Genomic DNA, 13,000 nt, shown 5'->3' with positions numbered 1-13,000 from the left:
ACTTCCCCGGTGTCGTCCGACCGCCGACCTGTCGGAACCAGGCGGTTTCCGGGGGGCGAGGGGCGCTCAGCCGCGCCCGGTGACCGCGCGGCGGATCCGCTCGATCGGCACCTTCGGCTCGCGTTCCGCGGTGAGCAGCCCGTTCGTCTCCTGCAGCGTGTCCGTCAGCTGCGTGTAGCACGAGCCCGCCAGGAACGTGCTCGCTCGGATGGCGTCGTACAGCGCCGTGATCCGGTCGAGGTAGTCGTCGCCGTCGGTCGCGGCCGTGTAGCCCCAGCCGTCCTCGCGCCGTGCGCCCGGCTGGTACTGGACGCCACCGAACTCGGTGAGCATGACGGGCTGGCCCTGGTCCTCCACCCCGTCGACGAGGATCCGTCGGGTGGCGGGTCCCATCCCGGACAGCACCGCGGTCCGGGCGGCCGCGTCGGCGTAGGTGCGGGCGAGGACGGCACCGTCACCCTCGTAGTCGTGCACGGTCAGGATGTCCGACGCGGTGTGCTCCCAGCCGTCGTTCGAGATGACCGGCCGTGACGGGTCGAGCGCCCGGGTCACGTCGGCGAGGGCGCGCGAGTACGCCTGCTGGGCGCAGTCCTGCGGCACGTGCTGGATGCCCCAGCTCTCGTTGAGCGGAACCCACGTCACGATGCACGGATGGGACACGTCGCGCTCGACGGCGTCCATCCACTCCCGCATGAGCCGCTGCACCGCCGTCGGGGTGAACGCGTACGCACCCGGGGCCTCGCCCCAGACGAGGAGGCCGAGGCGGTCCGCCCAGAACAGGAACCGCGGGTCCTCGATCTTCTGGTGGATCCGGGTCGCCGTGAACCCGAGCTCCTTGATGAGCTCGACCTCACGCCGGAAGGCCTCCGGCGAGGGCGCCGTGAGGTTCGAGTCCGGCCAGTAGCCCTGGTTGAGCACGCTCCGGACGTCGTACGGGCGGTCGTTGAGCAGGAACGCCCCCCGGTCGACCGCGACGGTCCGGAGCCCGAGGTACGAGGACACCGCGTCGAGCACCGCGCCGGCGGGGTCGAGCAGGGTGACCGTCGCGTCGACGAGCCTGGGGTGTTCCGGGCTCCAGCGGATCTCGTCCTCGGCCTGCCCGTTCACCTGCCGGGCGATCGGCAGGACGAGGTCGACCGTGTCGGTGGCGGTGGGCAGCGTGACCTCGGTCGTCCCCAGGTCCTCGCCACGGTCCTCCCAGCGGAGTGCCACGCGCACCCGTGCGCCGGCCCGTGCCGCGCCGCGCAGGCGGACGCCGAGCGCGACGGCGGTCGGACCCGCGGGCACCCACCGCAGCGCCTCGACCGACACGGGCGGCACGGCCTCGAGCCATACGGTCTGCCAGATCCCGGTGGTGCGCCGGTACCAGATCGCGTGCGGCTCTTCGTGCCAGTCCTGCTTGCCGCGGGGCTGCGTGACGTCGTGGGGGTCGTCCTCGGCGCGGACGACCAGGGTGTGGGTCCGGCCGTCGTCCACGGACGCGGTGACGTCGATCGTGAACGGCGTGTGCCCGCCCTCGTGCGTCCCGACGAGTGCGCCGTCGATCCAGACGCTCGCGCGGTAGTCCACCGCGCCGAAGTGCAGCAGCACCCGCGACGCATCGGCCGAACGCCCGGCACGCTCGAGATCCTCCGCGGAGATGCTCCGCGCGTACCAGACCACCGGGTGGAACCCCGGCTCGTCCACACCCGACGCGACCGACTCCGGCGGGAACGGCACGGTGATCACACCGGCGTCCGGGAGGCCCGCGGTCCAGCCCGCGATCAAGCCTGCGTCGGCGTCGTCGTGGCGGAACGACCAGGTGCCGTCGAGGGAGGCCCATCGCCCGCGGATGAGCTGCGGTCGCGGATGGGTGCCGTCCTGCCGGCTCGCGACCGGGAGGGTCGGCGCGGCGACCGGAGGAGCGGCCGGGGACGAGGAAGCGGGCGTCGTCGGGACAGCGTCATCGATGTGCACGAGTCGAATTTATACCGCTTCAAACGCGCGTGGCGATAGCCTTCCCCCATGGATCGCGTCACCCTGCAGGACGTGGCGGACCGGGCCGGCATCTCGATCGGGACGGTCTCGAACGTGGTGCGCGGGTACCAGCACGTCAGTCCGCGGATGCGCGCGCGGGTGCAGGCGGCCATCGACGAACTCGGCTACCGACCGAACGGACTCGCCCGGAGCTTGGCCACCGGACGATCCCGGATGCTCGGTCTCGCGTTCCCCGACCTCCGCCGCCCCTACTTCGCCGAACTCGCCCACGTGTTCGCGCGCGTGGCCGAGTCGCACGGCTACCGGCTGCTGCTCATCGAGACGGGTGGCACGGCCGAGGGCGAGCGCGCGGTCCTCGCCGACCGCGAGGCCGGCACGATCGACGCCCTCGTCATGCACCCCCAGATGCTCAGCGCCGGCGAACTCGACGCGATGCGGCGCGGCATGCCGGTCGTGTTCCTCGGCGAGGACCCGCAGCCCGCCACCTCGGACCAGGTCGCCATCGACAACGTCGCCGCCGCCGAGGACGCCGTCGCGCACCTGCTCGGTCTCGGCCGACGCCGCATCGCGTTCCTCGGGCACGAGGTCGGCGAGGCCTCCCGAACCTCGACCCTCCGACTCGAGGGGTACCGGCGCGCACTGGCCGGGGCAGGCCTCCCGGACGACCCGACGCTCCTGGTCCCCCGCGACGTCGGCGACGCGCGGGGCGCCGAGGAGGCCCTCGACGCGGCGCTCGACGCCGGCCTGCGGATGGACGCCCTGCTCTGCCGCGACGACCTCGCCGCGATCGGTGCCCTCCGGTCGCTCCGCCGACACGGGATCACCGTCCCCGACGACGTCGCCGTCATCGGGTGGGACGCCATCGAGCTCGGCGCGAGCACGGACCCGAGCCTGACATCGGTCGCCCCCGACACGCACGGGCTCGCGGAACGGGCGCTCGGCCTCGTGCTCCGGGAACTCGACGGCGCGCACCAGGGCGGGGCACACCACACGGTGGGGCACCGCATCCTCGTGCGCGAGAGCGCGCCGGCGACGCCGCGCTGACCCGCGCGATCACCCTCCGACGACCGCACGGGCCCATCGGCACGACGCCGCTGGGACTGTCCGAACACGACGTCGCTGCAATCGTGACCGCCACGTGACCGCGGGCTCAGCCTGCCGCGCCCGTTCGATGAAGTCCCGACCATCGAGACACCGACCAGTCCACTCTCACGGCATCGGGCGGTTGTCTCCGTCTGGGCATCTGTGGTTGGTTCGCAGTTGTGGAATCACAGGACCTCGTCGGGGACGACAACTTCGTGATCGCGGGTCGGCGCGCCGAGCGCCTTGCCCAGCACGGAGCCACCGTCGTCGGCATCTCGCAGCAGGCGGGCGCGGCAGGTCTGTGCAGCCTGTGGCTTCTCGTCACCGTCACGTCCGCGTCCCGTTCGACGACGCTGGTCTGGTTTCTTCTCACCGTCGCGGGAGCCGGCGTCGCTTTCACCAGCTGGATCCGGGCGCGACAGCTCCACACCCTGCTGCCCTACACGATCGAGGCACCGGAGCGCCCGTTCCAGGTTCTCGACAAGGCGCAACGTCGAACCATCGGACGGCAGATTCGCGGGAAAGAAACAGTCACCCCAGTGACTGCGAGGCTCGTTCGCGCCACACACCTGTCGCAACGGCGCTCGACACGCGCTGCACTGCCGCCACTGATCGGCATGGGTCTGGGTGTCGCTGGCTTCGCGGGGTCGTTGATCCGCACGGTCGGTGGATGGGGGTCAGCACTGCTCGTTCTCGAACTCGCTACAGCCGTGGCAGTCACGATTGCGGGTCTCGTGGAGGCAAACAGGCGCAACCGAGTTCTCGCCGCGACAGAGCACCTCGAAACGCTTTGAAGCGGGAGCCGGTCGCTCGCTCTCGGAGTGCTCCCGATTCCGTCCCCCGCCCGCGACCGCCGTCGGTCTCTGGTGAACGATCGGCTAATGGGAAGGCTTCCAGACGAGCCACTTCCGAGCGACCTCCTCGGCCAAGTCGACGTCGAAGCGGCGCGCGATCAACAGCACCTGCGCGAGCACGTCCGCCAGCTCTGATCGGAAGTCGCCCTCGAGCTCGACGTCGGAGCGTCCCTTGTCGCGTGCCTGCCCGGCACGGGCGAGGTACGCCTGCGTCAGCTCCCCGACCTCTTCGTTGAGCTTCAACACGAACCAGTCATCGGACCGATCGATGCCGTGGCGCTCCGCGTAGAAGGCGGAGACCTGCTCGACCTCGTCACTCAACTCGTCGATCTGCACGACAGCAGTGTCCCATCGTCGACGAGGAGCCGAAGTGGATGACTGATGCGCCCCCCATCCATGTCCTATAGCCGATCTTGGCCCGACACCTCGACCGTCCGCCGCCGGCGCAACGCTTGGCGCTACTATCCGGCCATGACCTACCGGCCGCCGCACCTGCCATCGGCGCCGGTAAGTCCGCTGTACCGGACCGAGACTCGCACGAGCCGCGCTTGGACAGCGCTTCCAGTGCAGGTGGTCCTGACCGGGTTCATCACCTACGTCGTCATCGCGGCGTGCTCCGTCATAGGCGGCACGTTCACCGAAGGCCTGCAGATCGTCGGCATCGCCGTGTTCTCGACACCGCTGACGATCGCGGCCTTCGTTCTCGGCCTGCCCCTGCGTCTTATCCCGCGGGCACGGTCCTGGTGGTTCCGTCGCGCAGAGTGGACCTTCGTGGTGTTCGTCCTCGCGGCACTGGTCCTGTGCCTGTCCTATGTCATCGGGAGAGCCGGACCGGTCCACTACGACGCCAACGCACAGTGGCCCGCATCGGACGGCTACAACCCGGATGTCCGAGTGTTCGTGTCAGCACTCGGCGTGCTCGCCTTTGCCTCCATGCACATGCTCCCGCCACGCCGGGCCAGACGCGCCGCGCTCGATGACACGACGCCGGTGACGCATCTCGCTTGACGATCCGCAATCGAGACGACGAGCGCCGTCAGGCGTTGTCATCGCCGCTTTCGGGCCCCGGGACGGCCGGTAGGGCCCCCACAGCCCTCCCGACGCGACAGTTTCGACAGCCGATCGGGTGAAGCGCGCCGTTTTGTGTGCTCACTCGAAGCCCCCCGAGTGTGTCCTGTGGGAGTCGACCCGCAACAGCTCCTCGGCAGACACGGGTTCGAACAAGTCCCAAGCCGAACGAAGGCGCTCCGACGTGATCGGCGCGGCCCCGGAAGCGCCTTCCTCGTTGCGCTTCTGCAAGCGGGTCCACAGTGTGTCGTAGTCGACGTCGAACACGTGAAGGTCGATGAGTGCGCCGCAGGAGCGGGCGTCGGCGAACTTCTGGGCCCGTTCAGCCTTCATCCACAGGCCGTCTTCGAGAATCACATCGACACCTCGTCGCAGCAGGACGAGGGCGTGTTGGTACAGCGCGGCTTGTAGCCGCTCGTGAAACGCGCTCTCGGAATGCGGGACGCCCAGCCGGTCCTGCCACTCATCCGTAGCGAGGCGGACGCCTTTGCCTTCAGCTTCGAGGCGACGCGCGAGCGTCGTCTTGCCCGAACCTGGCAGGCCGCAGAACAAGGTGAGTGTCGCCACGCGATCCCCGGACTTCGGGCCCTTGCGTTGCATGCTCCGAGCGTGCCACCTCCGGGGGTTCGCCGCGTCGCTGCTCGTGCGCGCGCTGCATCGAGGCTGATTGCGAGGTGAACGACGAAGCACCCGGGCAATTCCGCGCGGTACACGGGCAGGGTCTCCCGGGTCACCACGTCGGATGCGGTGACGGCGAAGCCGGCGGCGAGCAGGTTCCTCGCGAGGGCCGCGACGTTGCGGGTGGCGAGAGCGTGCTGGGCACGACCCTCGGAACCGGACCACAGGGTGGCGTCGCCTGCGACGACGAGTTGACGAATGTCGTCACCGTCGATGTATGCGGCGCGCTCGTGGGGGACCGCGAGGGCCCGCCCGCACGTAGTCTTCCCGACTGCCGGGCCGCCCGAGAGGATCAGTGGTCGCATCGTCACGTCCTTCCATCGTGGCCAAAACTACCGAGCTGCAAGAGGCAGAAGCGTTCGAACAGCTACTGTCGGACCCGAAACAACCACCCGTTGCAACGACCCCTTGAAACCGCCATTCACCCGGCCGAGCAGTCATCCGGTCAGCCGGGCGCGCGGCTGAGGTTCATCACGGTGCTCCACCGCGCAACGCAAGCCGTCAGGTAGCGATTCGTCCACGCCGCCTCGCGTGAGCAGACTGCTGCAACTTGCGCTATGCCCATCGGCTGCGTTGAGCTCTGCGCGAAAACGTGCACCGCCCACGTCCGCGACGGGTTCCTTGATGTGCATGCGCAGAATGCTTGTATTGGGCGGTACTGGTTGGTTGGGACGAGCGATCGCCGAAGCTGCGGTGGCCGCGGGAAACGACGTCGTGTGCGCCGCGCGCGGCGAATCGGGCGACGTCCCCGACGGAGCGACGCTGGTGCGCGTCGACAGGTCGCGCGCGGATGCCTACAGCGAACTGACCGGCGAGTGGGACGCGGTCATCGACGTCGCTGACGATCCCGCATTCGTCAGCGAAGCGGTCGCTGCTCTCGGCGCTCGAACTCACCATTGGGCATTCGTGTCATCGGTCTCCGTGTACGCCCGCAACGACGAACGCGGGGCGAACGAGGCCGCCGCAGTCATCGAGCCCGAGGACCTCAACCGGTTTCCCGACGCTAAGGTCGCCGCAGAGCGGGCACTGGAGCCCCTCGCAGACCGACTCCTCATCGTCCGACCCGGTCTGATCGTCGGACCAGGCGACCCGAGTGACCGGTTCGGCTACTGGCCGGCCAGGTTGTCCATGGGACGCGCCGTCCTCACTCCGAACACCACCCACCGCTTCGTCCAGATCATCGATGTCGGCGACCTCGCTACGTGGATCGGCGGGGAGAAGCACGGCGGCGCAACCGGCGTGGTGAACGCGGTCGGTGTGAGCCACACCATGGATGCGTTCTTCGGCGACGCTGCACGAGTGACGGGCTTCAGCGGAAGCCTCGTACCGGCCGACGACGAAGTGCTCCTCGCGCACGACGTCCAGTATTGGTCCGGTCCGCGATCCCTGCCGCTCTGGCTCCCCGCCGAATACACGGGGTTCGCCCATCGTGACCGCTCACGCTTCGGTCAACTGGGCGGGACCGTCCGGCCACTCGCCGAAACACTCCAACGAGCCCTGGCCGACGAGCAACGACGCGGCGTGCACCGACCGCGGTCGGCCGGGCTCACCCAGGAGGAGGAGAACGCGGTCCTCGCGCAGCTGCAGTAAGCGGGACCGGCGTCAGGCGTCACCGGTGAGGGCCGCCGTCCACGCGCTCAGGTGCGCGGCGATGTATTCGCTCGCGGCCCACCAATGGGTGCCGTGACCGTTGTCGAACATCGACGACCAGGGTTCCCGGCCGCTCGCGTTCGCGTCGCGGAGCAGCGCCCACATCGCCGTGGCACGGTGAACCATGGTCGTGGGCAGGGCCGCCCGGATGTCGTCGGTCGCGCCGTACCCGTCGACGAACCAGCGGAGTCGTTCCGCGGCCGACGAGACGGGCTGCCCTGCCTCCAATCCAGCGAAGGCCTGCGCGGAGTACGCGAGGTCCCAGAGCCGGGTGCTCGGGCCAGCTCCATCCCAGTCGATGAACACCCACCGGTCGCCGAGGACGAGGTTCCACGGCGCGAGGTCGTTGTGGCAGACGAGGTCGGCGCTCGTCGGCGGCGGAATCAGAACATCCCAGGCCGCCGTGTCCGGAGTGAAGCCGACGCTCCCGTCGTGGATGGACCGCACCATCCGTCCGACCCGCACCAGAGCGTCCTCATCGAGCGGGCCGACGTGCATTGCGAGCTCGCCCGGCACATGCTCAAGCACCTGCCGCCCGCGGTCGTCGCGCCCCCGCCACGCGGGGACGTCGATGCCCTGGGCGCGGAGATGCGCCATGAACTGCGCGACCGACGGAGTGGAGTCGGACCAGGGCTTCCTGACAGTGTCACCCACACGCACCACCGCTTCGGACGCGTTACCGCCCGCCAGCGGAATCTCGGCGTCTTCCATCCGTGTAATGCTGCCAGCTCGGCACGCCGTCGCGGTGCCAAGCGGCACGAGCATCCGGACGAAAGCGCTTCAGCGCCAATGCGTCCGGGTAGGGGTGGTGGGCGTCAATGCGAAGCGTCGCGCGCATTCTGGGCAAGCGCGTTGAGGACCGCCCGTCCGTTCTCGAGGAGCGCTCCCCGCGTGAAGTTGCTGCCGAGAAGCGCGGTGCTTGCGATGCTGCCCCCGTTGGTGGCTTCCGCGGTGACCTCGCTGCTCCCGTCGGGTCGGGCGGAGAACGTGAACCGGGTCGTCTCCGACCCGAGAGCGAAGTTGCTGCGACGGCCGACGAGAGCGCCGTCCGGCCGCACTTCGATGAGGGTTGCGCCGGCGACCGACCTGACCGCTGCGCGGAGGAGCTCCGGAAGCGCGTCCACCGGCGCCGCAACGACGACCTTCGCCATGCTGTACCTCCTGCCCGGTGCAGCGTAGCGCCGCCGTGAGGAGCGCCGTGCCGAGACGCTCAGGGCGGGGGCGGGGTGAACCAGAGCACGTTCGTGTCCCGGCGGACGAATCCGACCTGCTCGTACAGTCGAAGCGCGGACTCCCGCGACGGCCGCGACGTCAGGTCGACCGGTGCCGCCGCGTCAGGGATCGTCTGGCTGCCACTTCGAGAGCGTCATAGGTGCGATGCAGCCAGTTCGAGTTCTCCCCGTGCCGCAAACACTTGTGCGTCAGTGCGCAGGGTCGGGGCGTTCTCGTTCGACCTCAGAGGTTGTTGATCATCTCGCGAAGCAGCGCGGAAGTGCTGAGATGCCGAGCATCCGCCTTCGCTTTCAAGATGCTCCGCTCTCGGCTGTTCACGCGAACGGTGATGCGGGTGACGTCGTCACCGAGCGTCTTTGGTCGTCCGGGTCGCGCCGGGCTCCCGGCATGCGACGGACCGAACTGCGCGTTGGGGAACCCCGCGTCGGCTTCGTCGGCCCAGCGGTCGAGGTCCGCGTCCGTGAACGTGGTGCCCTTTGTCTTGTACGTCTTCATCGCCTTCTCCTTTCGAGTCCGACCTCTTGCTTCACCTTCGTCGTCGCGTCCATGCTGTGGAAGATCAGCCAGTCCTCAGGATCATCTGGCTTCACGGCCAGGTACTCAAGGAGCCTGCCTGCATGAGTGACTCCGACACCGACCCATTGCATCGGGTCGGTGGCCATCCGCGGCGCGAACCGGAGGGAGTTCTCGAACGCCTCCCGGACCTCGTCATCCGTCACTTCAGGATGCCGACGGGCCACCCGGGGATGCACCTCGACGACCATCGTCCCTCCGCGACAATAGAGTTTTGTCTGACGTAAGTCTACGCGACACATCCACCCCGCTACCAGCCCAGGGGTGCTCAGGCTACGACTGGTGCTGCTTCGTCCCGCAAGCCGGTCGTCCAGCGAACTTCCCGCTGGGCCGCCCGCCGGCCCGGACTCCCCGCGCCGACCGGGGCGCAGGCGGTCTCACGTAGGGACTCCGCGACCTCTCGCAGTGAAGTCAGCGGTACCCGCGAGCCGGCCGGCCTCCAGAACAACGGAGCTCGCTCAGGACACATCGCCCGGCGGAACCTCCCCGACCACCGCCCCGAGCAACTCGGTGAGCGCGGCCCGGACCGCCTGCGGCAGCGCCACGGCGTCGAGCTCCGCGAGCCGGTCCACGACGGGTCGGTCAGCGGCGACGATCTCCCACGCCTCGAGCTTCTCGGGGTTGCCCATCTGCGCGTCGGCGAGCACGGTGCGGGCCGCGGCGCGTCGGTCGGGGCCGACCCGGACCTCCCCCGCGATGCGGACGACGGCACCGACGTCGGACGGGACGGTCGCGGTCACGCTCCAGCGCCCGTCGACCCCGGTGACCGCGACCTCGGCGCCGTCGACGGTCACCGGTCCGTCCGGCAGGGCGGCGAGGACGGTGAGGATCCACGTCCGGACGGGCGGGACCAGGTCGCCCCGGCCCTCCGCGGGTCCGATGCGGAACGTGCGGGTCGGGAGGTCCCAGGCGAGCTCGGTCCGGACGGCCGGACCGGCGGCGGCAGCGCCCGCGTCGTCGTCCTCGGCGTCCTCCGCCAGCACGAACGTCCCGGAGGCCGCCGGCGCGACGAGCACCTCGAGCTCGCTCGGGTTCCGGGTCGCGTCGAGGTCGGGACCCGCGTCGAGCGGCAGGATCCCGCCGGCCCGCAGGAGCACGGGGATCGACGCGCTCGGCCGGTGGAACGCGAGGCTCCGGTCGCCGCGGTAGACCGTCCCGGTGAGCACGTCGGTCCAGGTCCCGGCGGGCAGCCAGGCTCGGACGCTCCCGAGCAGCGAGGCCGGATCGCGCGGCTCGGTGATCGGCGCGACGAGCAGCTCGGAGCCGAACGCGTACTCGTTCGGGACGCGGTAGGCCTCGCTCCGGCGCGGCTCGAGGTGGTACATCGGCCGGACGAGCGGGGTGCCGGCCGCCGCCGCGTGGTTCATCGTGTGCAGGTAGGGCACCATCCGGTGACGGAACCGGAGGGCGTCGTCCATGGCGGCGCGGTGCTCCGGCGGGAACGACCACGGCTCCTTGCGGATGAACGGGTTGTTGGCGGAGTGCAGCCGCATGATCGGCGAGAACACCCCGAACTGCACCCAGCGCGTCGCCAGCTCGTCGTCGCGCACGCCGCGGGTGTGCCCGCCGATGTCGTGGCTCCACCACGCGTAGCCGATGTTGGCGGCGGTCGCCGTGAACTCGGGCTGGAACGCCAGCGACGCCCACGACACGACCGCGTCGCCCGAGAACCCGACGGCGTACCGGTGGCTGCCGGGCCCCGCGTACCGCGAGAAGGTCATCCCCGGGCCGCCGTTCCGGGCGGCGTCGAGGTGGTGGAAGTGGTTGAGCACCCAGAGCGGGTCGACCCCCGGCAGGTCGGAGGTGCGCCCCTGCTGCCAGTCGATCCACCAGAAGTCGACGCCCTGGTCCTCGAGCGGGTCGTGCAGGTCGCGGAAGTACGACTCGAGGAACGCGCGGTCCGTCGGCGCGAAGGGCAGCGGGCGCTCCGTCTCCGGGTCGACCCCGAGCGCCCGCGCCATCGTCGGGTAGGCGTCCTCGAACGCCCGGACGCCGTCGGCGGGGTGCAGGTTGAGGGTCGTCCGCATGCCGCGCTCGTGCAGGGCGGTGAGGAACCCCTCGGGGTCGGGGAACAGCGAGCGCTCCCACGAGTAGCCGGTCCACCCGTTCCCGAACCGCGACGGCACGGAGTCGACGCGGTGCCAGTCCATGTCGATCACGGCGACGGAGAACGGGACGCCCTCGTCGTCGAACCGGTCCATGAGCGCCAGGTAGCTGTCCGCCGTGTACGGGTGGTACCGGCTCCACCAGTTGCCGAGTGCCCATCGCGGGAGGCGCGTCGGCGGTCCCGAGACCGCGTACAGCGCCGAGACGGCGGCCGGGTAGTCGCGGCCGTACGCGAACACGTAGAGGTCCTCGCGATCGGCGCCACGCACGCCGACCCAGCCGTCGTCCTCGAACAGGAACGAGGTGGCGTCGTCGACCACCGCGATGCCGTCGGGCGCGACGACACCGCTCTCGAGGTCCGTCCGGCCGTCGACGTCGTCGAGCGTCCGCGCCGTCCCGCCGAGGTCCCGCGTCGGCTCGCCGTACCGCCACCGGCCGGTGTCCGCGCCGATCATCTCGACGAGCAGCCCGCTCGCCGAGAACGGGCCGCCGTCGTACCGCAGCCGTGCCCGGGCCGTCGTCAGGACGACGCCCCGGCCGGACCGCTCGACGTCGAACGGCACCGCCGGCAGGTCGCGGCGGATCGCGAACGTGGAGGCCCGGTCCTCGAACCCGCCGTCAGTCGACCGTTCGACGCGGAACAGCCCGTCGGTGAGCACCGTGATGCGCCAGCCGTCGCCGTGGACCTGCTGGTCGTCGCGCGCCCGCGGCGCGGCACCGGGCAGCGGCCGGATGACGGGCAGCGCGGTCGGAGTGGCGTCGGGCGTGGGCTGCGTGACGGAGTCGGACATGGTCCTCCAGGTCGGTGGGGTGGTCGGGCGTGACGGTACCCGTGTGCGGTGGGGTGGGCCTCCCGGGCGGAACCCGCCGGTCGGTGCTCGACGGCGCGCGTCGGTCAGTGCTTGACGGCGCCCTGCGTCACGCCGCTGATCACCCAGCGCTGGGCGAACAGGTACACGACGATCGTCGGCGCCATGGCCATGAGGTACGAGGCGAACGCGACGTTGTAGTTCGTGCCGAACTGGCTCTGGAAGATGTTCTGCACGACCGGCAGGGTCTGCAGGCTCGGGTCCGCGGTGATGAGCGACGGCATCATGAAGTCGTTCCACGACGCCAGGAACGCGAAGATGCCGACCGTGGCGTTCATCGGACCGAGCAGCGGCAGCACGATGCGCCAGAAGATCTGCCACGTCGTCGCGCCGTCGATGCGGGCGCTCTCCTCGAGTTCGATCGGCAGCGAGCGGAGGTACGCCGAGTAGAGCAGCACGCTGAACGACAGTTGGAACATCGCGTGCAGGATGCCGACGCCGACGGGGTTGTCGAGGCCGGTCAACGCCGTGAGCTGGATCTGCGGCAGGGCGACCACCGGGAACGGCAGGAACAGCGCGGCGAGCAGGTAGTACAGCGACCAGCGGTAGATCCGCTTGTCCCAGTTGCGGGCGATCGCGAACGCGGCGAGCGAGCTGAGGAACAGCGTCAGGACGACCGTGATCGCGGCGACGCCGAGCGACAGGCCGAACGACACCGGGAAGTGCGTGAGCCGCCATGCCTGCACGAAGCTCGCGGGGTTGAACGGCGCCGGGAACGAGAACGCGTTCCCGTCCACCGACTGCGCACTCGTCTTGAACGCCATCGACAGCGTGACCCACAGCGGGGCGAGCACCGTCAGCGACGCCAGGATGAGCAGGACGGTCAGCGGCCAGTTCGTGCGACCGAGCCGACGACGCCGACGCGTGGTGGTGGGGCGGCCGGCGCTGGAGCCGGCCATCTGGTCGTGG

The 13,000-nt window shown here is 70.2% G+C and carries 14 protein-coding genes; 4 read left to right on the top strand and 10 right to left on the bottom strand.

What is annotated here, in order from left to right:
* Positions 1 to 66: 66 nt before the first annotated feature.
* Positions 67 to 1,956: a glycoside hydrolase family 2 protein gene (locus DEI81_RS12075; RefSeq protein WP_258368688.1), complete on the bottom strand. Its 1,890-nt coding sequence runs from the start codon at positions 1,954 to 1,956 to the stop codon at positions 67 to 69.
* Between the two features lie 48 nt (positions 1,957 to 2,004).
* Here DEI81_RS12075 and DEI81_RS12070 point away from each other — a divergent pair, with 48 nt between their 5' ends.
* Both DEI81_RS12070 and DEI81_RS12065 read left to right on the top strand, forming a co-directional pair.
* Positions 2,005 to 3,021, top strand: a complete 1,017-nt coding sequence (locus DEI81_RS12070; protein WP_111010966.1) for a LacI family DNA-binding transcriptional regulator — start codon at positions 2,005 to 2,007, stop codon at positions 3,019 to 3,021.
* Between the two features lie 218 nt (positions 3,022 to 3,239).
* Positions 3,240 to 3,854 (top strand): hypothetical protein, encoded by a 615-nt coding sequence (locus tag DEI81_RS12065; RefSeq protein WP_111010965.1) that lies wholly within the window; start codon positions 3,240 to 3,242, stop codon positions 3,852 to 3,854.
* An 84-nt stretch (positions 3,855 to 3,938) separates the two neighbouring features.
* Here DEI81_RS12065 and DEI81_RS12060 read toward each other — a convergent pair whose 3' ends face one another.
* On the bottom strand, positions 3,939 to 4,250 hold the full coding sequence (locus DEI81_RS12060; RefSeq protein ID WP_111010964.1) for a MazG nucleotide pyrophosphohydrolase domain-containing protein: 312 nt from the start codon (positions 4,248 to 4,250) through the stop codon (positions 3,939 to 3,941).
* A gap of 135 nt (positions 4,251 to 4,385) precedes the next feature.
* Here DEI81_RS12060 and DEI81_RS12055 point away from each other — a divergent pair, with 135 nt between their 5' ends.
* Complete coding sequence (locus tag DEI81_RS12055) at positions 4,386 to 4,922, top strand: hypothetical protein (protein ID WP_146244088.1); 537 nt, start codon at positions 4,386 to 4,388, stop codon at positions 4,920 to 4,922.
* A 141-nt stretch (positions 4,923 to 5,063) separates the two neighbouring features.
* Here the strand turns inward: DEI81_RS12055 and DEI81_RS12050 are convergent, their stop codons facing one another.
* Positions 5,064 to 5,582, bottom strand: a complete 519-nt coding sequence (locus tag DEI81_RS12050; protein WP_111010962.1) for an ATP-binding protein — start codon at positions 5,580 to 5,582, stop codon at positions 5,064 to 5,066.
* Between the two features lie 515 nt (positions 5,583 to 6,097).
* Entirely contained in the window at positions 6,098 to 6,292 is a 195-nt protein-coding gene (locus DEI81_RS16030) for a hypothetical protein (RefSeq protein WP_146244087.1), read from the bottom strand.
* On the opposite strand from DEI81_RS16030, the gene DEI81_RS12045 reads away from it, so the two are divergent.
* Positions 6,291 to 7,250: an NAD-dependent epimerase/dehydratase family protein gene (locus DEI81_RS12045; RefSeq protein WP_111011001.1), complete on the top strand. Its 960-nt coding sequence runs from the start codon at positions 6,291 to 6,293 to the stop codon at positions 7,248 to 7,250. The two genes, DEI81_RS16030 and DEI81_RS12045, sit on opposite strands and share 2 nt — an antisense overlap.
* Before the next feature lie 12 nt (positions 7,251 to 7,262).
* Here DEI81_RS12045 and DEI81_RS12040 read toward each other — a convergent pair whose 3' ends face one another.
* From DEI81_RS12040 to DEI81_RS12010, 6 genes are all read right to left on the bottom strand, one after another.
* Positions 7,263 to 8,021, bottom strand: coding sequence for a phosphotransferase (locus DEI81_RS12040; RefSeq protein ID WP_111010961.1), 759 nt, complete (start codon positions 8,019 to 8,021; stop codon positions 7,263 to 7,265).
* Between the two features lie 104 nt (positions 8,022 to 8,125).
* Positions 8,126 to 8,461, bottom strand: a complete 336-nt coding sequence (locus DEI81_RS12035) for a hypothetical protein (RefSeq protein WP_111010960.1) — start codon at positions 8,459 to 8,461, stop codon at positions 8,126 to 8,128.
* A 304-nt stretch (positions 8,462 to 8,765) separates the two neighbouring features.
* Positions 8,766 to 9,038, bottom strand: a complete 273-nt coding sequence (locus DEI81_RS12025) for a ribbon-helix-helix domain-containing protein (RefSeq protein WP_111010959.1) — start codon at positions 9,036 to 9,038, stop codon at positions 8,766 to 8,768.
* Complete coding sequence (locus tag DEI81_RS12020; RefSeq protein WP_111010958.1) at positions 9,035 to 9,307, bottom strand: hypothetical protein; 273 nt, start codon at positions 9,305 to 9,307, stop codon at positions 9,035 to 9,037. Before DEI81_RS12020 ends, DEI81_RS12025 begins: the two co-directional genes overlap by 4 nt.
* A gap of 267 nt (positions 9,308 to 9,574) precedes the next feature.
* On the bottom strand, positions 9,575 to 12,013 hold the full coding sequence (locus tag DEI81_RS12015; RefSeq protein ID WP_111010957.1) for a glycoside hydrolase family 31 protein: 2,439 nt from the start codon (positions 12,011 to 12,013) through the stop codon (positions 9,575 to 9,577).
* Positions 12,014 to 12,117: 104 nt separating this feature from the next.
* Positions 12,118 to 12,990 (bottom strand): carbohydrate ABC transporter permease, encoded by an 873-nt coding sequence (locus DEI81_RS12010; protein ID WP_111011000.1) that lies wholly within the window; start codon positions 12,988 to 12,990, stop codon positions 12,118 to 12,120.
* Positions 12,991 to 13,000 lie beyond the last annotated feature (10 nt).

Origin of the sequence: Curtobacterium sp. MCBD17_013, from assembly GCF_003234565.1 — a bacterium.
Classification (GTDB): Bacteria; Actinomycetota; Actinomycetes; order Actinomycetales; family Microbacteriaceae; genus Curtobacterium.
This window is presented reverse-complemented; position numbering and strand designations above follow the sequence as displayed.